Genomic DNA, 20,901 nt, shown 5'->3' with positions numbered 1-20,901 from the left:
TACACCTCATTGGCTTGAAAATGACAAATCCCCAGTTGGGACCAAAGCAAAGTTTACAACAATATTGTTGCGCACGCAACTAATTTGCTGTACACTAGAACCGTTCATTTAGTTGCGCGTGCAACTAAATAGAAATTGTTAACGATAACGAGGTGTAATGATGAGTTCAACTGCTACAGCTGCTACAACCTATCAAGAGAATATCGAAGTCCAGAAGAAACGTTGGCTAATTTTAATTGTTTTGAATCTGTTTACATTTATGTCCACATTGGATGGAAGCATCGTCAATATCGCTCTTCCTGTGTTGTCTCGCACGCTACATTTACCCGTGGCACAGATTGAATGGGTGACAACCGCCTATTTAATGGCGATATGTACCGCTATCTTATTTTTTGGCAAGCTTGGAGATATCGTCGGTAAAATCAAAATATTCAAAATCGGCACAATCGTATTCATTCTTGGCTCCCTAATGTGCGGTCTTAGCTCTTCGCTCTCTATGCTGCTGATTTCCCGCATTATTCAAGCATTTGGAGCGTCCATGACCATGGCGAACAGCCAGGGGATCGTGACAGATATCTTCCCGTCCAATGAACGGGGCAAAGCACTTGGCCTCATTGGAACCTTCGTTTCTCTGGGCAGTATCGCCGGGCCAAGCTTGGGCGGTATTATTGTCTCGTCGCTGGGCTGGCAGTACATTTTCTGGGTCAATGTACCGGTAGGGCTGGTCGCTGTCTTTCTTGGCTGGAAGCTTCTGCCAAAGGATTTGATCAAGGTGAAAGATAAAATTGACGTTCCCGGTAGCTTGGTATTTGCTATTTTTATTCTCACTTTGTTCGTCGGATTGTTGCTGGGACAGCAGGTCGGGTATGGCGACAAACGCATCGTTGCTTCGCTGGTGGTGGCTGTAGTTGCTTTTGCCATGTTCATTAGGTTGGAACTTCGTCGTCCTGGGCCGCTCTTACAGCTCGCGCTATTCAAAAACCCGTTATTTTCGCTCAGTATTTTGTGTGCTTTTCTGGTGTTCGTCGCTAATTTTTGCTTTAACATCATTTCGCCCTTTTATGCGCAGAATATGCTGAACTTGTCGCCTTTTCATGCCGGGTTCCTGCTGATGCTGCTCCCCATCTCGATGGTTATTGTGGCCCCTCTCAGCGGTGCGCTTTCCGATAAAATCGGATCTGAACTGCTTACATTCGCCGGGCTGGTCGTTATGGTTATTGCCCAAATTGGATTGGCCCAATTGCATGCAGGCAGCTCTATCCCGCTCGTGGGTCTGTGGATTGCCATGCTGGGCATTGGCAGTGGTTTATTTCAATCGCCGAACAACTCGCTGATTATGTCTACAGTACCCCGCACACAGCTCGGCTCAGCCGGGAGTGTCAATTCGCTGGTTCGCAACGTCGGTATGGTTGTGGGGATTACTTTGGCCACATCCATCCTCTTTTATATTATGAGTAAAGAGGCTGGTTATCGGGTCACCGGCTTGGTCTCGGGTCATCCAGAAATTTTTCTGTCAGGCATGCATGTAGTCTTTATGACGTCCGCGTCCATCTGTCTTGTGGCGGCATTGTTAACAGGCTGGCGGCTGATCGGGGCTAGACGGGCAAGAACGCAGCAAGAAAAGGGATAAAGACCAAGAGAAGAAATAAAGCGTCCGTAGACAGAACAATGATCGTAGAATTAAGATGATGAGTATTGCAGTACAAACACAGCATTAAAAGCAACATTTACAATTTTAAAAATGGGATACAAGGGTGGAGCTTACATGAAATATTGCTATGAATGCGGAACAAAATTGATGGTGAAGGAGTGTGAAGGCGAAGGCCCTATCCCCTTTTGTCATACATGCCAGGTCTTTCGTTTCCCGATATTCAGCACTGCGATCAGTACCGCTGTATTGAATAGTCAGAGAGATAAGGTGCTGCTCATACAGCAGTACAATATTCAAGGCTTCATTTTATTGGCAGGTTATGTGAACAAGGGTGAATCCGCCGAGCAGACATTGGTGCGTGAAGTTAAGGAAGAAGTAGGATTACAAGTCGATGAGTATCAATATATGCGCAGCGAGTATTTTGAACGAAGCAATACACTGATGCTGAATTTTGTATCCATTGTGAATGACGATCAGTTAGATGTTCTTAGTACGGAGGTAGATCAAGCACGTTGGTTTACACTGGAGGAAGCCAAGCAAGCCATTTTGAAAAACAGCTTAGCTGAATCCTTCTTGCTGACCATTATTGAAAAGATTGAGGCAGGATTGATTTGAAGTGATATAAGCGTGGCGATGCAAAAATGATGAAAAAGATGTCTTTACAGATATTGAATTGCTAAACCGCAAGATGGCTGCTCTTTCCAAGGAACCCTCTTGCGGGTCACAGCATGTTTATACTCTTTGTCATTGCTGGAATTTCAGCGACTCCCCTTACATCTCCTACATTTCTACTAAACGTCCATTCTCTTTCCAGGATTGCAGTATTTTCTCAAGTACCCACTGATTTTTGTAGCCGTCCTCGAATATGGGAGCACGATCCACAGACTTTCCCCTTGCCAGCTCAACAAAATCTTCATAAGCCGTATGATTATAGATTACAGGGACAGCCCAAGTCTCGTATTCGGCACCCGGGTGTTCCAGGTCACGCAGCACGATGCGGATACTTTCCGGGTTATTGAGGCTGGCGTGCAGTGTGCCAAGTTCTCCATAGATATCGACTTCGATATCGTGCCGTATGCCGATGGCATTTTTATGAGTGATAAAGGTTCCCACGGTATTGTCGCCTACGATGCCATGAAAGGCAGCGAGATCTTCCACATCCACTTTTACAGGCAGACCCGTGATCGGATCGAACCGCTCGGGTGTAATGGTATGTAGCAGCGCTGCGACACTTTTAAATTCACCCACCAGAAAACGGGCCAGATCAATGATATGGGATGCTGTATCCCCCACTACTCCAGAACCAGCCTTGGCTAAATTGTGACGCCATGTATACGGATGCTGACGATACGGCGCAAATGCATCCATTAGATAACGAAATTGAATGTTATAGATTTTGCCCAGCTTTTGCTCATCCAGCAGTTGCTTGGTATATTGGAAGGCCGCGCCGTAGCGATGCTTATAGTGAACCAGTAAAGGCACCGGATTCGCTGTATATAGCTTTTTCAACTGATCCGCTTCCTCCCATGTGAGAGTCAATGGTTTTTCTGCCAGTACAGCTTTGTGTTCTTCCAGCGCAATACGAATAATGTCAAAATGCACATCATTGGGTGTCAGCGACAGAATCGCATCTACCTCTGGGTCACGGATTAATGCTTCATAATGGGCGTACCGCTTGGAAGCAGGCAGTTGCAATTGTTCTCCGATGGCTTGAAGGCGATTGGGATTCACATCACTAACGGCCACAATAGATACCCCCGAGATGCTGTGCAGTGATCTTATGTGATATTCAGCGATAAGACCCAGGCCAATGATACCCATCCGAATTTGTTTGGTTGGGGAGGTGGAGGTACTCATATGTTCAGAATTCCCTTCTCTTCTATTTGGTTTGAACTCTGTAGCAAATTCCTTTTGCTATGCAGTATCACCCGTTGCTTTATAGAATAGTCCCCACAGGAAGTGATCGTTGCAACCTTCAATTCAACAGTCTGATGCCGGGCAGTGAATGCAATGTTCCATAAAAAAAGGATCTGCAGCTCCGTTGTCCGGTATTGCAGATCCTTGGTATTCCTTCTCTATATCGACTACATCAAAAATGTACCTACCACAAAAGACACCCCGACGATGATCGAGCGCAGCAGCTGTGCCAGAGCCACATTGCCTTTGGCAATTTCCTCGCACACCTTGGTACGCGGCGTCACCAGATCAAAAATCACATAGACCAGACACAGCACTACAATGCCCACAGCCGACCAGGTCAGCATATCTAGCCATGAATGACTGCTGTACGACACCATCCCCACGATGATACACAGACCTAGCAGCTTTGCACCCATATAGATGCCTGCCGCCTCATTGCCGCGTGCGATTTCTTGATTATCGTTATAACGTGTCAGCAAGCTGAACACATAATAACCTACGATTAAGATGGCAAACAGGATAAGCAGGCCGATACCTACATTGCCCAATGCGTTGCCCAAACTGATATAAGAGTCCAATTTTCTTCCTCCTTATGATACTTCAGGATTTTGCCAAATCCTCACTTGTAAATGAACAGATAAGTTCGAATATTGTACATTTTTTTAATTCAGCTTATATAACGTGCGGATTAGGAGGTGCGGTGGCAACGGCGGCGGCGCAATAGTAGGCCATATCACCTGTTACCTTTTCACCGATTCGCGGCAGGACACCCGCAAAACGCCCCCCGATCACGAATATACCTGTCAGCACATAGCCGTGGAATAGCCCTTCCTCGGTCTGTACCTCTGCACTCTGCATCGGCCACAGCCGCTGATAAATCTTAGGCTGTCCCTCGTAATAAGCGGCAATATGTGCGGCTTCCTCCTGCTCAGGCGTTCGTGAAGCATCAGCTTGGTGAAGCAGATCAGGGTTGTCAGTCTGCGCAGGTTCAACCTCTCCCAAAGCGACTTTCAGCATCTCCTCGGATTGAGGATGTTCAATCAAGTGCGTCCCTTTACCCTCCCGACCCCATATACCTTTGGCCACATAAGGCTCTTTATTTTGCATAAACACCGAGGGTTCAAAATACGTAGGCAGCAGGTAGGTTCGTATCACCTCCAGCTCGCGATCGTCAAACAAGCGAAAACCGCAGAACTCTGGTGTCTGCTCATTTCGCTCATACAGTGACCACACGGTTGCGGTGAACCCTTTGCTCTGGGTAATGATATGCTGTGGCGGGTTGATTAATCCTATTTTCCCGTCTGCCACCATATCCATTAGCGCCTGCCCCACCTCAAGCCCCGTATTCTCTTCCCGGTCATCAATTAGATATTCCAGCGGATACAGGCGATAGAGAATGTGGATCTGCTCTCCCCGGTGATACAATCCTTCATTCGGGATAATCTCCAGTTCTTCCAAAGGAGCATAAACGACTTCGAATCCGGCTTGTTCACATAAATGCATAATATATTTGGTGTTGGTCTGATCCTCGATGTGCCAGTCATAGCAAGCAAAATACACCTTTGTCCCTAATCCCTTGCGACTATAAAAATGAATAAGCTCCGTCAAGGCAGACTGAATCGCCTCGTCCATTCCAGATGAGGGCCCATGTAGTGCATTGTCATCTTCCGACATTCCATCCCTACTCAGCACCTCCAGCAGCTTTCCTTCGAGATAAGCCACCTCGGGAATCCCGGTTGGGGTATCGGTGTTATTCTCAATGCACTTGATACCCGCTTCCCCCACAATCCAGTCCTGGCGGGTTATCCCATCCGGCTCGGCCTCCATACGTGCAGCACGCAGCAAGCCCGGATGAATCCCCAACCGTTCCACCAGGTATTCATCCGGCATATAGCGCTGAACGAATTGCTGAACCTTGCGATAAATACGATGTACCGCCTCAGAAGCAACCTGAAGCTCTGCCAGCTCGCTTTCCCGATATACCGTTAAGGCCGGCACGCAATAGGATTTGCCATACATGCGGTGATACGGGATGATACGGCTGATTTCACCCTTAAAAAGCTCATCATGTTCATAAGGCAATTGCCGAATCGTACGCATGCTCATCTTAACCCCCAGAGAAAAAGCCGCTGCGTGAGCCGCTGCTGCCAAAACCGCTGTGTGAGCTGGAAGATGAGGATGAGCTTTTGCGGTATGAGCTGGAAGATGAACGACTGCTATGGTATGAGGAGCCTCCACTATAATAAGTCGATCCGCCATAGTAATACCCGCTGCTGCCTGAATCCCGACACGCCGTTTGTTCCGATACAGGAAGCTCATCGCAGTCATAATACTCGTCGTCACCGCACCCCGTCAGAGCAGCTGGGACAGCCAACATCAGGGCAAAAGCCGCCATCCGTGTACGAGAGCCGGGCTTGGATTTCATCTTTTCCCAAGAATGCTCCATCACAGATCGACCTCCTTCACAAACAGATGTACCTTTTTCAGCTGAGGGTCCAATACCGAATATATAAATTCATATGTTTTGCCACCCAGTACTGTATAGTGATCTAATAGCCGTTGGGCCAACTCCAAAGTAAATACCGAACCTTCCCGCTGATCCATACTACGGAATGCAGGTTCATGCCATATCCAGTACATTGCACTGTATGTGGAAGTGTAACCTCCCTCACTGGTAAGCACGAGGTCTGTGATGGACGCACCGTAAGGCTTTGCACGTTCCCCTGTAAATTCAGTCACATAGACGGAATGATCCGTATGTTCCTCACTTTCATTCGAGATATGCGACCATAGTTTGTCATGGAGACGCGTAGCGTCTACAAGCTTGCGTAGAAACAGCTCATCTCCCGATACGGATTCCCGTGTCAGGCTGCGCAGTTCCTTTTGAGTGTCTTCCGACCATTCGCGATACGTTAATGAATAATAAATGATGATTCCCTTCCCTTCCTGTACGCTTCTGTCATGAGGTTTGCAACAAATCAAAGCGCTTATGTCGTCGTTCACTATACGAGATTCTACCTTGAAAAGGTTCAATTTGGAAGAAAAACACGACAAAAAGCCGCAATCCCTAGGATTACGGCTTGGTTTTCACTGCTACAGCTTGATATTGTTCTCGTCGAAATATTCCTCCAGCGTCATCCCCTGCTTGGCTACATCCTCCGCAATGTCTATTCCCACATAACGGATATGCCAAGGCTCGTACACATAGCCGGTTACATCTTCCTTACCCTTCATATAACGAATAATAAATCCGTATTCCGGTGCATTTTTTTCCAGCCATTCGCCTTCCTTGGAAGCTCCGAAGGATTGCTCCAGCACATTACCTACGCTTGGGCTGGATACATCAATGGACAATCCTGTCTGATGCTCACTCGTACCCGGTACAGCGCTAACTTTAGAGGCATATTCCTGCCCCTTTGTCTTTACATTGTTGTTGAAAATAGATACCTGACGCTTATAGGAACGGTATCCCGATACCGCACGCAGCTCAATGCCGTCTTTTTCCGCACCGTCGAACAGCTTCTCCAGTGCCTCTGCCGCTTCCTTACGCAAATGCCGCTTTTCATGCGGTCCCTCGAAGGAAAATGGCACCTGCGGCTCCACCAGGTCATCGGGGACATAGCCTACAGGCAAGCTGCGCTTTTTGTTCACAACGACTGTATCAGAAGTCGCATTAGTGACGATCGCGGTTCCATCCTCTTGCTTAACCGTGGCTTGCAGCGCACTCTGGCTCCGCAACGCCATCACAGGGTCGGCTTGTCCACTTTCTGTACCTGCAGAGGCTTGTCCAGCGCTAGTGCTGCCATTGCCCGTATCCGGCTGGGCGGAAGGCTGTACATTCTCCTGTACCGCTGTAGATGACTTCAACGGCTCGCTTTCCTGTCCACCTGATCCTCCCTGCTGGCAGGCTGCCAGTAATAGCCCTGGCAGGATCAGCCCTGGAATGAGTGCTTTGGTCCAGCGCTTAGATGCTCGCGTCTGTTGTATATGTCGTTTCATGCTGGTATCTCCTCCAATATTGCAATTGATGCATGACTTGCCGTCACTTTTCCGTTTCCCCATTGTAACTGAACTTTTAGCACTCTTCGAAGCCATTATCCCGTTCGATGAAGGCGAATAGACTCGAAAAAGGAAGTATATACCCGAATTGTTACGGAGTATGACGTTTTTGCGGGATTGCAGCTCGGGCCCGCTCGGCTACCCGTTCACGTATGAGTTTCAATGCCTCTTCCGCACGGGGTAAACCCGGCAGCAAAGCCGTAATATCCGCTTCCTTCTTAGGAGCAAGCTTCTGCGGCAGACGAATCTCAATCGCATGAAAGCCCGCACCGGGACGATGCAATGCTCCTTCTGCCGCAGACTCTGCAATCCATTCGCTAATCGCTGCCGATCCGCTGCGTCCGCCTTCCTGCCGTGAGGTAGACTCAAGCGCAGGGGATGTCCCCTGCACATGGGATAACTCTCCGGCCCAAGCACTAAATACGAACTCCAGCAGCTCTTCCCGCGTCATTCCGATTAGTTCCAGACAGGTCTGCGGCTCGCTTTCCAGACCGGCTTGAAGAGCTTTCTTCACATCGTCGACTACACCCACGCCATCCTCCATGCTGGAAGTGGCTGTCTCAGCTGCTAGCTGAACGATCTCATCCAGCGATAGACAGGTTTTCCCTTGCAAAAAATGGTAGATATCCAAAGGATCTGCTTTTAGCTGCTCCAGCCATGCCTTCCGCTGTTCGGGGTTAAGTACAGGCGCTGGGCCAGTCCATTGGACAGCATGTGTGGAAGGTACACCCGTTGATTCGCCTTCCAACCCCAATCCGTCTAATTCCGCTATCCATTGACCGTCAGTTACTTTTAGCTTCACTCGCGGCCTCGTCATCGCCTTCATCCTTTCTCTGCTCACTCAATCCATACATCATTTTGCAGCGCAATCAGACCGCGCAATTCATCATCAGACATTTCGGTGAGCCAATGTTCACCGGAGCCGACAACCTGCTCGGAAAGTGCCTTTTTGCTCTCGATCAGCTCGTCGATCCGCTCCTCCAGCGTACCTTGGCAAATCAGCTTGTGCACTTGTACATTGCGGCTTTGACCAATACGGAATACGCGGTCCGTCGCCTGGTTTTCCACTGCAGGATTCCACCAGCGGTCATAGTGAATGACATGGCTGGCGCGTGTCAGGTTCAGGCCCACGCCACCTGCACGCAGGGAAAGTACGAATATATTCGGTCCTTCTCCCTGCTGGAAGTTGTGAACAATTTCATCACGTCTGGTTTTCGCCAGTCCTCCATGCAGAAAATACGGCTCTTCCCCGAAGATTTTGGCCAAACGAGAGACCAGCAATTCTCCCATCGACACATATTGGGTGAATATCAGCGCCGATTCGCCGTTCTCGCGAATCGTCTCTACCAATTCCAGCAGTCGCTCCATTTTGCCCGAGTTTTCAGTTTTACCACTATCAGCCCGGCCCGGAATGATCAGACCCGGATGGTCACAAATCTGCTTCAACTTGGTCAGCGAAGATAGAACAAGCCCTTTGCGAGCCATACCGATCTGCCCATCCAGTGTTCCCAATAATTGATCCACCACGCCCCGATACAATCCGGCCTGCTCTGGTGTCAGTACACAGTAGGATTTCAACTCCAGCTTCTCTGGCAAATCCTTGCGTATATCTGGGTCGCTTTTGAGACGACGCAGCATGAACGGGGAGACGAGGCGATGAAGCTCACGCAACGCGGACCCCCGCTCCTCTCCTGCCAGACTGTAACGCTGGCGGAATGAAGAAGCCGTACCGAGGTAACCTGGATTCAGAAATTGAAAAATAGACCACAGCTCGCTCAGCCGATTTTCTACCGGAGTACCTGTCATGGCAATCCGGTGTGGAGCAGACAGCTTCATGACGCTTTGTGCTTGCTTTGTTCGTGCATTTTTTATATATTGCGCCTCATCCAACACGATAGAGGACCAGTATACCGCAGATAAATCGCTGCCGTCCCGGCCCGCCAAATGATAGGTAGTGAGGACGATATCATACTCACGTACACTTTCCTGAAACAGCTCGCCATGGAGTCGCTGGTTGCCATGGTGAATATACAGTGACAAATCTGGTGAAAAACGCTTCAACTCGCGCTGCCAGTTGCCGAGCAAGGACGTCGGACAGATGATCAACGCCGGACGTTGATCATCTGCGCCGATGCCACCGTCGAGCAGGCAGGTGATGACCTGAATCGTTTTACCAAGCCCCATGTCGTCCGCAAGGCAGACGCCAAAGCCCAATCCGCGCATCGCGGCCAACCATTGAAAGCCTCGCTCTTGATAGGGCCGTAATGCGCCATGCAGCGTCTCCGGCACAGGCCGCGGCTCTACCGAACGGAGTACGCCGCCCTCAGCCAAAGACGCAAGCAATCCGGCGGATTCCGCGCCAAAGATGGACAAGCCTTTCCACGAGGCCTCGCCTGCACTTTCATTTTCTGCAGCCAGATGCATCCATTCGGACAAGCTCATCTCACCGTTTTCCCCGCGCTTGATAAAGCGTAGCACCTGACGGATTTCCTTAGGATCGACCTCGATCCATTCCCCTCCGAGACGTACATACGGCAAATTGGCCGCGACGATGCTTTCCAGTTCCTCCATCGTCAAAGTCGTATCACCCAGCACTGCCTCGGCATCAAACGAAATCATGCGGTTAATGCCGACAGACGATGTATCGGCAATCACACCCTCTGGCTTGGCACCCTGCTCTGTCGAACGCATTTTGAGCCGCAAGCCTGCACGTCTTCGGCCCTCCCGGCTCCAGCGTGAAGGCATTTGCACGGTGATACCGTTCTTTTGTAGTGCAGGAACGGCTTCCATCAGGAAGCGGAAGAACAACTCTGGCTCCAGTGTCAGCCCCTCGGGATAAGGACGATTCAACGCTTCTTGCAATATAGGCGCCGCTTCAGCCGCCTGTCCGAGCCTCATTAGCAGTTGCATCTGCACTTGACGATATACAATTCCGCCTCGAACCAGATCACGTTCAGGATGCGCCCACAGTGCCAGAGCAGGCAGTCGCAACCCCGGCTCAGCATCGCTTTCTGCCCAAAAGGTAATGCGCCAATCCTTGACACTCTCTTCCAGGGAAGGCTCCAAACGAAGGCACAACCGCAGTTGCCCTTCTATCGGCTCCTTGTCTTCCCGTTCCGTGACAGGCATTGCGCTTCCCTCAAGAGAGGACGCTTGAAGCACCAGCTCCTCCATCTCCGCGGGCGTTCCCTGAATCGCCACCGGGCGGGAACCTGTCAGCAGACTGTTCCACCACAGCTCCGCCAGCGGCGATCCTCCGCGCCGATACTCTGCGCGATATCGACCCAGCTCACGGTCTGATGCTGCCAGCACCGCGGTCGTTTCCGCATGGATGACCGCACACAAGAAGGAGTACAGCACGATTCCGGCTGCATCCTCGCGTGTTTCAGGCTCCTTACCCGCAAAAACGGCCGGAGCCGCCATACAAACAGCTGGCATCGCAGCAGCCAGCTCATGAAAGCGGCGTATGTCCTCCTCTTGACACAGTCGAGGAATCCACACCCCGACAGCCGCTTCCGGACCACGACGACGCGGTCCCGATGGACGCGCCTCTGTAAGCGATGGCGCAATTTCGCCCCGTTGCATCAGCTCTAGCGCAAAATAAGCGGCTTTTTGCCAATATTGCATTTCCTCGCCCAGCGTAATGCCCGATGCCGCACAGCCCTTCTCGTCCATGCGGGTCAGCAGTGCCATCGTCTCGCGCGGTTCCAGCGCCAAACCCTCCAATGTACGCCCCAACATGGAACGTCTTTTGCCACCTCTGCCCGCGGTTTCCACACGAGCAGTGTTCGGTATCCGTACCTCAGCAAGACGCAACGCAGCCTGCCGAAACGGCCGAAGGTCTCCCTTTAGCGTCAGCCTGCGGATTACACTGCTCCACGCATCGATACGTGGTTCCGACGTCTCACCAGAAAAGCAAAAAAACACATCTCCGAGCCATATTCCATAAAGCGGTTGATTCATATCTGTCTCCCGTCCAGCCTTTTGAATTATTACTCTTCATCATATACGAAAACGGGCTCTTTTCAAAACTTTATCACAAAAATAAATGGAAAGTCATAAGTTAATAACCTTAAATATTCATGTGGTTAACTATAAATAAGAGAATCAATTTACAGGATTAATTGTCTTTTTCTTCATCATCTGCTTTTGCATCCTTCAGATAAGGGTTCAGGCTGTCTTGCAGCAATTCCTTGACCCTCATCCGCAGTTCTTTCGGATATATGACCTCGGCCTCTGGCCCGTATTTTAGCAAAAGTCGGGACACATATCTAAACTCTTCGACCGGAATATATCCCTGCCATTCCTGACCCTGCCCTTCCTGATGGGAAACATTTTGGAAGAGGGCATCTGATCCGGCCAGCCTGGCACCCAATGCGGTAAATTTTATTTTAGACGGAATTCCTATACGGGAATCCTCCGAAGCCAACCATTCCTGAAGTGTGGGAAGGCTGTCCAAGGTTTCGTCCAGCATCGTTATTGTAATCACCCGATCTGAACGGTACAGAATGATGCGGTCTCTGCTATGCGCTGGCATGTACCAATATCCGTGATCAAAATACAGTCCAATCGGATATACTTCAGTCCACTTTTCACCGGAAGCGGAGCGGTAATGCATGTTCACCCGGCGCTTATTCAGCGCAGCCTCCAAAATGATTGAGGTGTAGGGTGACTCTTCGTGAGTGGGTAGCATACGAAAAGAAATGTACTCCTTTAATTGATCAATACTGTCCTGCACATCCTGTGGAAGCTCAGCATAATAGTGCTCGGATAAATGTCCACGAACCGAGCCAAAAGGGATATCTGGAATGTTCTCCAACAGTTGCAGCATGAGGAAAAGACCCAAGGCCTCGTCACGAGCAAGATGAAGGGGAGGAAGAAGCCGATTGGGAAGTGCCCGATACCCACCATGAGGACCCATTTCGGTATAAAGGGGTAACCCGGTCTGCTGCAAATAGTCGAGATCTCTTTGTATCGTTCTGACGGAGACACCAAAACGTTCAGCCAACTCACGCGCCGTATATTTTTTTCGGGAATCCAGTATTCTCATAAGAGCAATTCTGCGTTCGTTCATAAGGTACCCCTCTAATCAAAAATTAATTTAAAATGAACGTTTAACTACGACATACTATGTCATAAATACATTGTAACATTAGGATATAGAAAGGAGTGAATGAACTATGAAGGATTTGAAATCAAACGCAGTTGTGCTGTATATTGCCATGAGTCTCGATGGGTATATCGCTTTGCCGGACGGTTCGGTGGACTGGCTGTATGATGTTAAAGGGGATGGCGGGGACAATGGATATGCCGACTTTTACGACACCGTAGGTACAGTGCTGATGGGCAGACTGACGTATGAGGAAGTATTGAAGCTCTCAGATGATTTCCCTTATGCTGGAAAGCCATGCTATGTGCTCACACGAGCATTAACGGAACAACAGCAAGCGCCACATGTTACATTTACGGACGAAGCTCTGACTGAACTGGTTCCACGTCTACAAGAACAATCGAAAGGTGCGGTATGGCTAGTCGGTGGAGGCCAGTTAGTTCAGGCCTTCTTACAAGCTGGACTGCTGGAGAAGGCTATCATTGCGATCATTCCCAAGGTGCTTGGACAAGGAATACCGTTATTTCCAGAAGGAACGCTACCAAGTACATTTAAGCTCAAAGAAATAGAATGCCGTGGCGATATCGCTCTGCTCCATTACCATTTATAATTTTGTTTACAGAAAAGCCTTCATATTTCAGGATCATGCAATCTCCCTGAAATATGAAGGCTTTATCGCGTGCTTTTGTTCTTATTTGGTCTTCAAATTATCCCATGTTTTCTGGAAATCCTCGAATAGCTTCCCAGCATCCGATTTACCTGCCACATAGGCTTGCATTTGACTTCCGAATTCTTGCTGTGCTCCTTCAGGATAGCGGCTAAAGAACCAGCCCAACAGTTTGTTTTCCTTACTGTATTTCACCACTTCAGCACCCAATTGGCCCATATCAGCCTCTGCCCCTTCGATATTCTTGAACGCTGGAATAAACTTAAATTCCTTGGTGATATACTTTTTACCCTGCTCGGATGTTACTATCCAGTTTAAGAACTCCTTCGCCTCGGGTTTGACAGACGAATTTTTATTCACCACCCAGTTGTTGGCGACACCTACAAACAGTTTATCTCCGGCTGTTGCGTCTTCACCAATCGGCATAGGCAAAATACCCAGATTCAGCTTCGGATTAATACCGTCAATTTGGACCTGAGTCCAGTTCCCTTGCTGCATCATGGCAGCCTTTCCAGTGGCGAAGTTCGTTACCTGCGTGTTGTAATCGGTCGTGAGCGGCTTCGAATTGCCATACTTCAGTGTCAGATCGAACAACTTAACCCACTCCGCGAATACAGCGTTGCCCGGAATCTTTGCTGTTCCATCATTTAGTCCTTTGACGAAGGCCGAAGGGTCCGGCTGATTGGCAAATGCCACGTTCAGCAAATGATTGCCTAGCACCCAAAACTCCTGATATCCATTAGAAAATGGAGTAATCCCTGCGGCTTGGAGCTTTTGCGCAGCTCCCTCCAGTTCGGACAATGTTTTAGGGGTCTCCGTAATCCCCGCCTTCTTGAACAAATCCTTGTTATAAATAAAGCCGTACCCCTCCAGATTCATCGGCTGGCCATACAGTTTGCCGTCTTTGGTCATCGGTTCTTTGGCGACATCGACCACATCGCCAACCCAAGGCTGGTCAGACAGGTCCTCCAAATATTCCAGCCACGTATCCAGCTCGCGGTAACCTCCTACGTTAAAAATATCCGGCTGCTCCCCGGAGGCGAACTTCGCCTTTAACGCCGCTCCATAGTCACTGCCCCCGCCCACGGTCTGAATATCGAGCTTGATCCCTGGATGAGACGCTTCGTATTCCGCTTTCATGCGATTCAGCGCTTCTGCAATCTCTACCTTAAACTGAAAAATGTGAATTGTTTTTTCCTTCACTTCCTCTTTGCCTGCGTTTTGTCCTCCACTGCTGTTACAACCTGCCAAAACCAGGGCAAAGGCCGCGAGAAGCAAGATTAGTGCTTGAGCTTTCTTTTTAAAAGTATGCGTTTTCATTTTTATGTTCCTTTCTATTCTAAATTCATATCAGATGAACTCGAAAAATTCATGTGGAAACGGAGCAAACGGAATGGTGCTGAACAAGCGATAGCGCTCGCCTTTGTCTCTAAATTCCCACCTTTATTCGTTTATTCTGGGGAATCTGGAGGCAACAGCGATGGTAAGCACCATCCGTTTTCGGAGTGGCACACCGTGTACATTTTCAGCTCATCGCCACACTCAACCTTTGACCGAACCAGCCATAATACCTTGTATAATATATTTTTGCATGGCCAGAAAGAATACAATGACTGGCAAGATGCCCAACACCAAAGCAGGCAAAGCCAAATCCCACTGCTTCGTGTATTGTCCAAAAAAGGCATAGGTCGCAATCGGAATCGTGCGCAGTTCAGCCTTTTGCAGTACCAGAGAAGGCAGGAGATAATCATTCCAAATCCAGAGCGTATTTAAAATAATAACAGTTACCATCATCGGTAGCATCAACGGATACACAATTCGGAAAAATACTCCGTAAGGCGTACAGCCGTCCACCGTAGCTGCTTCTTCCACCTCGACTGGCACACCTTTGACGAATCCATGAAAGAGAAAGATCGACATAGGGGCTCCAAATCCCAGATAACAGATTACCAGACCACTTATACTGTTCATTAAATCCAGTGTACTTACAACCTTGACCAAAGGAATCATCACCGATTGAAAAGGAATGACCATGGCAGCTACGAACAGGCTGAACAACACTCGATTATAACGCGTCGGACGCCGGACCATTCGGTAAGCAGCCATTGAGCTGATCAGTACGAGCAGTAGATTACTAACTACCGTAACTACAAGTGAATTCCATAAAGCTTCGGGAAAACGCGTGATGCTCCACGCTCTAGCGTAGTTGCTCCATACAAAGGTTTGTGGCCAGGCCGCAGAATCGGTGAGCAGGTCACCAAAGCTTTTGACCGAATTCACGAATAAAAAGTAAAACGGGACGAGGAATAACAATGCGACGAGGATCATCACCATCTCGGTCGCCCATGTTCCAAAGCGGTAGCGCTTGCTTGTTTCCATTTACGCTTCCACCTCCCGACTTTTCGTCAGTCGTACCTGAAGGCTCGTAACCAGAGCAACAATGATAAAGAAAATGAGTGCTTTAGCTGTTCCCAGCCCATAACGATTATTCACAAACGCTTCATTGTAAATATTAAGTGCAACCGACTCTGTGGACCCGAAGGGACCGCCCTTGGTCAGTGACAAATTGAGATCGAACATTTTGAATGACCATGATATCGCCAGGAAAAGACATACCGTAACGGCAGGCATGATCAAAGGAAGTATAATCGACCGCAAAATTTGCATCCGGCTTGCTCCGTCAATTTCGGCTGCTTCCAGCATATCGCGGGGCACATTGGTCAGGGAAGAGATATAAATAACCATCAAATACCCGGCAGTTTGCCAGATAAACACGATTACAATGCCCCAGAAGGCCGTGATCTCATCTCCCAACCAGGACAGGTTGAAGAAGGACAAGTTCGTGCTCTCTCCGATTGCTGCAAATCCCTTGACGAAAATAAACTGCCAGATAAAGCCCAGCAACAGACCTCCGATCACATTAGGCATAAAAAAGATGGTCCTGAGTACATTTTTTGTTTTCAGCGGTTTGGTTAGAAAATACGCCAGCAGAAAGCCAAAAATATTCGCAGCCACCACTCCTACCACCGTAAAACGGACCGTAAACCAGAACGCTGTCCCAAATTTGTCATCATTCCATAAAATGTGACTGAAATTATCCAGCCCGACCCACTTTGCCTCATTGGCTACCCCATTCCACTCTGTAAAAGAATAGTACATTCCGAGCATAAAAGGGATTACAATAATGATAACGAAAAATAACGTCGACGGCCCTACAAAAATGCATTGCTGGAGCCATTGCGACGACTTGGCGCGATTCAATCCGATCCCCCCCTTTTGTTGTCTGTTGGTGTCTGGAACGCTCCCTTACGGCTTTCTTTCAGCAGCATGATGCTTGGGCCGTACGGATATGCGATTCACATGTTCATTATGTCGAATAAGCGCTCTGGAGAACACGTAGGATCGTGAACCATTAGGGGGGAAAATATTGACCTCTGGCTCGCCTTGAATTGTGAAAGGAGCTCACTGCATGAAATTTCACAGTATTCGTTCCCGCCTGATCTGGTTTTTGCTCATTGCGGTCACTCTGCCGCTACTGCTGTCGATGACTATGACCTTCGTTCTCACCAAGCAATCCTTGCGGGAGCAGGCCACACAAGAAAATGAACGGCTTATTTTTCAGGGAATTACGAATCTGGATAACTATTTACAGGGACTGAATCGTGCGTCCATCGGAGTCTATAATGACCCCCATTTTCTGCGTAATCTGGCCAAAATTCCAGATGATTACCGGGCCGTCGCTGAAATTTACACCACACTGCAAACGATGATGAATGCTTCGTCAGGCATTGACCAAGTGTATTTGCATTCTTTTGAGGCTGGGCAATCCACGTTGATTACCAGTACAGTCCCGCTACGGGAATTCCGACTGGAGCCCTTTACTGGTTCTATTCATTACGGCCCTTCCGGACTATTCATACAGCCTTCGCACATGAAGCATTTGTACGGCTTTTCGGCGGTTTCCTATGCGGAGCACAGCACAAAGCAGCAGGTATTTACACTTCATCGGGCGATTCGGAACATTCCTGCCTCAGAGACACTTGGGGTACTGGCTATAGATGTTGATCTGGAGCCGCTGCGCAGTATTTGCCGTCAATTGTATGATGCGGATACAGAAGAGCTGTTTTTGATCGATCGGAACGGAACAATCATATATAGCGGAAAAGAAGCAGCGATTGGAACGCACTGGAAGGAATCTGACCTGCTTAATCGAATTTCTAAAGAAGGCGAGCACGGAGTGATTGAGGATGATACGGCACTGCACGTGTACGGCAAGCTGGATGCCAACCTGTCAGGCTGGACGCTCGTCAAGAAAATTCCACATCGTACGCTGTATTTACGGGCTACCCGCCTGACTCAGATCAATGCGGTCATTACAGGCGCAGCATTGCTACTTGCCATTGTGGCCACGTTATGGATTTCGATAAAAATCACGGCACCTATTAAGCGACTGACTCGCTACATAAACCAGATTCAGTCCGGTCAACTGGATGTAGACATTCGGGCCATGAGTAACGATGAAATCGGAGTACTGTCGCGCCGTTTCAGACAGATGATGGATACCATCAATAACCTCATTTTACAGGAATACAAGCTGGAGCTGGCTAACAAGACACATCAATTGAAAGCGCTTCAGGCACAGATTAATCCTCACTTTTTATATAATACGCTACAGTCGATTGGAACCCTGGCTCTACAGCATGAGGTACCGCGAATTTATTCGTTGCTCTCTTCCCTTGCCAAAATGCTGCGCTATAATATGAGGGACCATACGGTCGTTACACTTAAGGAAGAAGCCGAACATGTAAAACAATATCTTGATTTACAAAAGGAACGCTTCGGTGAGCAATTAGAGGTTACTTACCAGTGGGAGGATGAGGTCCTGAATGATCGGGTGCCTAAAATGATTCTCCAACCGTTGGTGGAAAACTACTTTAAACACGGTGCCGATCCCCGGCTGGGGCCCGGTGAAATTCGCATTACAGGCAGCCGAATCCGGGAAGGTATTGTGAAAATAACCGTGGAAAATAACGGAATTTCCATTCCACAGGCCGAGTTGGAGCAGCTCCAGCATATGTTAAAACGTCCGCTGAAAGCCTACGAGGAGCCGGACACTAGCGAGCAGGACTCCATTGGCCTTCGTAATGTTCTATTGCGTATTCAGCTTCACTCGGAGGATGGATCTAACACCCTGTGCGTAGACAACATTCTGCCTCATGGCGTCCGTTATACACTCGAAATTCGTACTGAAGCCCCTGCAGAAATTCATATTAAGGGAGAGTGATCTGTCAATGAAAGTCCTGATTGTGGATGATGAGAAGCATGTACGCCATGCCATTCGGATGCTCGTACATTGGGAAGCGTGCGGTGTGAGCGAGGTACTTGAAGCTGAGTCGGGCGATCAGGCGATTGAGGTCATTACCGCCCTTTCCCCACCCGTTGTACTTACGGATATGCGGATGCCCGGCAAGGATGGAGTAGCACTGATGGAGTGGATTCAAGTGAATTCCCCAGCAACCCGAGTTGTGGTGGTTAGTGGTTATGATGATTTTGACTTGGTTCGACAGGTCATCCGCCGGGGAGGCATGGACTATATTCTTAAGCCCGTAGATCCAGTGGAGATTAACGAGGCTCTAAATAAAGCCACTCAAGCCTGGCGGACAGCGGAGCAAGACCGGAACAGGCAGACGATGCAGGCCATGGAGGTCAACCGGATGAGGCCGCACTATGCTGACAAGCTCCTGACTGAGATCGTTTCCGGTATAGCGAGTACCCCTCTTTCCATTACACCCTTACGTGAGGAGTTACGTCTTCCCGCAGCTATTCAGATATGTAATGCAGCTGTGATGAGTACCACGCAGCTGGATGCCGATATACTGGACAAATATAAAACGCGTCGTGCGCTTTTGAGCTTTTCCCTGATTAACATCTGCAACGAATTTCTTGGAACTTCTCAAACCGGAATTGCATTCCGTCATCTGGAGCGTATGGACGAAATTATTCTGCTATATTGGGGCGAGCCATCTCGTTGGCCGCTGCTCTTGCAGGATATTCACACAGGGATCAAAACGGCTTTGCGGTGTTACATGCACATCGGGGTTGGCTCTTATGGCTCTTTTGGCGCTTTTCCCATAGCGGCAGCCACTGCCTACCAAGAGGCACGGCAAGCGTTGTGGAAACGGGATGTGTTGCAAACCGCCGACTGGATGCACCAGAGTTCCCAGACACGGCAGAACATTCGTCTTCCCCAGTTGCCTGAGATGGAAGAAGAGCTACGGCTTAGTGCGCTCAGCTGTAATGCCAATCGTGTGTCGATAGCGGTAGGCCACTGGATAGCAGCCGTAGCCGAGCTGCCTTCGGTGACAGCAGAGCAGCTAGCCAGTTGGAATCAGGAGTTGGACTGGATGCTGGCCCGTTGGCTGAATGACAGACCCGGAGATACCGATGGCGAGGAACTGGCAGATGAGTCTGGCTCCATTCATGCATTGCCGGTCGACAACCGTGGCATGCTTTCCCTGCCCTTATGGCAAAGACAGGTTGAAAACCGACTGCTAGCAGCCGGTCAGGCACTTACACCAAACCATAGCCCAAACAACCCGACCATCCGTGATATTGCCCGCTATCTGGATGCACACTATGACGAGGACATTTCTCTACAGGATATGGCGAGCCGCTTTTATCTCAGTCGGGAATATATTTCACGTAAATTCAAGCAGGAGTACGGGGTTAATCTGTCAGACTATTTGTGTCAGATCAGGATGAGCAAGGCAAAACTATTGCTGCTGAATGACAAGCTGCGCCTTCATCATATTGCCGGTATGGTCGGGTATCAGGATGAAAAATATTTTGGCAAGGTGTTCAAAAAACTGGAGGGGGTCACGCCCGGCGAATTCAGAAAACGCCATTCTGCAAATCCTCAGCCGTGACCGCATACAACACGTGATCTTCCCACACACCATTAATCTTCAAATAGTTGAGAGCCAGCCCTTCGCGGCGAAATCCTGCCTTTTCCATCACTCGATTGGAAGGCGTATTTCTTGGCATCACTCCAGCTTGAATACGGTGTAATTCCAACTCATTTAAGGCGTAGCGTACAATATCCTTCACTGCGGAAGTGGCATAGCCTTGTCCGTGGTATGCAGGATCTACAAAGTAACCCAGACTGGCGTTTTGAAAGGGGCCTCTAGCGATACCCGACAGCTCCATTCTGCCGATCAGCTTATCATTTTCCGGCAAAAAAAGTCCAAACGTATATCCCTGTCCGGCTTGTGCCGCTTCCAAACCGTTAGAAATCAGACGCGCCTGTTCTTCCAGCGTAAAGTAAATTTCAGGTCGTTCTGGCTCGAACGGTTTGAAAAAATCAAAATTTTCACGTCTGATCTCTAATAAACGTTCTGCATCACTTACTTGTAACAATCGAATCTGTAGCCCCAAATGGGTGGACTTTATCAAAATGGCGCCATTAGCTTTATGTAACATTGTCATTTTCCTTCT

General features: G+C 48.9%; 18 protein-coding genes. 5 read left to right on the top strand and 13 right to left on the bottom strand.

All coding sequences use genetic code 11. The features are described from left to right. The first annotated feature begins 160 nt into the window (after window positions 1–160). Both MHI21_RS03000 and MHI21_RS02995 read left to right on the top strand, forming a co-directional pair. The gene (locus tag MHI21_RS03000; protein WP_165179027.1) at window positions 161–1,630 is read left to right on the top strand and encodes an MFS transporter; all 1,470 of its coding nucleotides are present in this window, start codon (window positions 161–163) and stop codon (window positions 1,628–1,630) included. 135 nt (window positions 1,631–1,765) lie between these two features. Next, window positions 1,766–2,266: an NUDIX domain-containing protein gene (locus tag MHI21_RS02995; RefSeq protein ID WP_061829990.1), complete on the top strand. Its 501-nt coding sequence runs from the start codon at window positions 1,766–1,768 to the stop codon at window positions 2,264–2,266. A 165-nt stretch (window positions 2,267–2,431) separates the two neighbouring features. On the opposite strand, the gene MHI21_RS02990 is transcribed toward MHI21_RS02995, so the two are convergent. The 9 genes from MHI21_RS02990 to MHI21_RS02950 all read right to left on the bottom strand — a co-directional run bounded on the left by MHI21_RS02990 (window position 2,432) and on the right by MHI21_RS02950 (window position 12,704). Next, a complete protein-coding gene (locus MHI21_RS02990) occupies window positions 2,432–3,508 on the bottom strand; it encodes a Gfo/Idh/MocA family oxidoreductase (protein WP_342419406.1) in 1,077 nt (358 codons plus the stop codon). Between the two features lie 227 nt (window positions 3,509–3,735). After that, the gene (locus MHI21_RS02985) at window positions 3,736–4,149 is read right to left on the bottom strand and encodes a DUF350 domain-containing protein (RefSeq protein WP_341162388.1); all 414 of its coding nucleotides are present in this window, start codon (window positions 4,147–4,149) and stop codon (window positions 3,736–3,738) included. Between the two features lie 94 nt (window positions 4,150–4,243). Then, window positions 4,244–5,677: a glutathionylspermidine synthase family protein gene (locus MHI21_RS02980; protein WP_342419405.1), complete on the bottom strand. Its 1,434-nt coding sequence runs from the start codon at window positions 5,675–5,677 to the stop codon at window positions 4,244–4,246. A 1-nt stretch (window position 5,678) separates the two neighbouring features. After that, the gene (locus MHI21_RS02975) at window positions 5,679–6,017 is read right to left on the bottom strand and encodes a hypothetical protein (RefSeq protein WP_023986799.1); all 339 of its coding nucleotides are present in this window, start codon (window positions 6,015–6,017) and stop codon (window positions 5,679–5,681) included. After that, the gene (locus MHI21_RS02970) at window positions 6,017–6,574 is read right to left on the bottom strand and encodes a hypothetical protein (RefSeq protein ID WP_342419404.1); all 558 of its coding nucleotides are present in this window, start codon (window positions 6,572–6,574) and stop codon (window positions 6,017–6,019) included. Before MHI21_RS02970 ends, MHI21_RS02975 begins: the two co-directional genes overlap by 1 nt. Window positions 6,575–6,664: 90 nt before the next feature. After that, entirely contained in the window at window positions 6,665–7,570 is a 906-nt protein-coding gene (locus MHI21_RS02965) for a M15 family metallopeptidase (protein ID WP_342419403.1), read from the bottom strand. Window positions 7,571–7,721: 151 nt separating this feature from the next. Beyond that, entirely contained in the window at window positions 7,722–8,447 is a 726-nt protein-coding gene (locus MHI21_RS02960) for a phosphoribosylglycinamide synthetase (RefSeq protein ID WP_342419402.1), read from the bottom strand. Window positions 8,448–8,467: 20 nt separating this feature from the next. Continuing rightward, complete coding sequence (locus tag MHI21_RS02955; RefSeq protein WP_342419401.1) at window positions 8,468–11,593, bottom strand: DEAD/DEAH box helicase; 3,126 nt, start codon at window positions 11,591–11,593, stop codon at window positions 8,468–8,470. 157 nt (window positions 11,594–11,750) lie between these two features. Further along, window positions 11,751–12,704, bottom strand: a complete 954-nt coding sequence (locus MHI21_RS02950; RefSeq protein WP_076295418.1) for a YafY family protein — start codon at window positions 12,702–12,704, stop codon at window positions 11,751–11,753. A gap of 106 nt (window positions 12,705–12,810) precedes the next feature. On the opposite strand from MHI21_RS02950, the gene MHI21_RS02945 reads away from it, so the two are divergent. Next, the gene (locus tag MHI21_RS02945) at window positions 12,811–13,350 is read left to right on the top strand and encodes a dihydrofolate reductase family protein (protein WP_342419400.1); all 540 of its coding nucleotides are present in this window, start codon (window positions 12,811–12,813) and stop codon (window positions 13,348–13,350) included. Between the two features lie 81 nt (window positions 13,351–13,431). On the opposite strand, the gene MHI21_RS02940 is transcribed toward MHI21_RS02945, so the two are convergent. The 3 genes from MHI21_RS02940 to MHI21_RS02930 all read right to left on the bottom strand — a co-directional run bounded on the left by MHI21_RS02940 (window position 13,432) and on the right by MHI21_RS02930 (window position 16,668). After that, entirely contained in the window at window positions 13,432–14,727 is a 1,296-nt protein-coding gene (locus MHI21_RS02940) for an ABC transporter substrate-binding protein (protein WP_342419399.1), read from the bottom strand. A 222-nt stretch (window positions 14,728–14,949) separates the two neighbouring features. Next, on the bottom strand, window positions 14,950–15,786 hold the full coding sequence (locus tag MHI21_RS02935) for a carbohydrate ABC transporter permease (protein WP_025721894.1): 837 nt from the start codon (window positions 15,784–15,786) through the stop codon (window positions 14,950–14,952). After that, window positions 15,787–16,668, bottom strand: coding sequence for a sugar ABC transporter permease (locus tag MHI21_RS02930; protein WP_025721893.1), 882 nt, complete (start codon window positions 16,666–16,668; stop codon window positions 15,787–15,789). A gap of 208 nt (window positions 16,669–16,876) precedes the next feature. Here MHI21_RS02930 and MHI21_RS02925 point away from each other — a divergent pair, with 208 nt between their 5' ends. Together MHI21_RS02925 and MHI21_RS02920 are read left to right on the top strand one after the other, a co-directional pair. Continuing rightward, window positions 16,877–18,691 (top strand): sensor histidine kinase, encoded by a 1,815-nt coding sequence (locus MHI21_RS02925; RefSeq protein WP_342419398.1) that lies wholly within the window; start codon window positions 16,877–16,879, stop codon window positions 18,689–18,691. Window positions 18,692–18,698: 7 nt separating this feature from the next. Next, entirely contained in the window at window positions 18,699–20,333 is a 1,635-nt protein-coding gene (locus tag MHI21_RS02920) for a response regulator (RefSeq protein WP_165178862.1), read from the top strand. On the opposite strand, the gene MHI21_RS02915 is transcribed toward MHI21_RS02920, so the two are convergent. Then, window positions 20,299–20,886 (bottom strand): GNAT family N-acetyltransferase, encoded by a 588-nt coding sequence (locus MHI21_RS02915; RefSeq protein ID WP_341162396.1) that lies wholly within the window; start codon window positions 20,884–20,886, stop codon window positions 20,299–20,301. The two genes, MHI21_RS02920 and MHI21_RS02915, sit on opposite strands and share 35 nt — an antisense overlap. Window positions 20,887–20,901 lie beyond the last annotated feature (15 nt).

Source organism: Paenibacillus sp. FSL H8-0168 (genome assembly GCF_038592955.1).
Taxonomy (GTDB): domain Bacteria; phylum Bacillota; class Bacilli; order Paenibacillales; family Paenibacillaceae; genus Paenibacillus; species Paenibacillus polymyxa_B.
The sequence above is the reverse complement of the archived record's forward strand: the minus strand, read 5'-3'. Positions and strand labels throughout refer to the sequence as shown.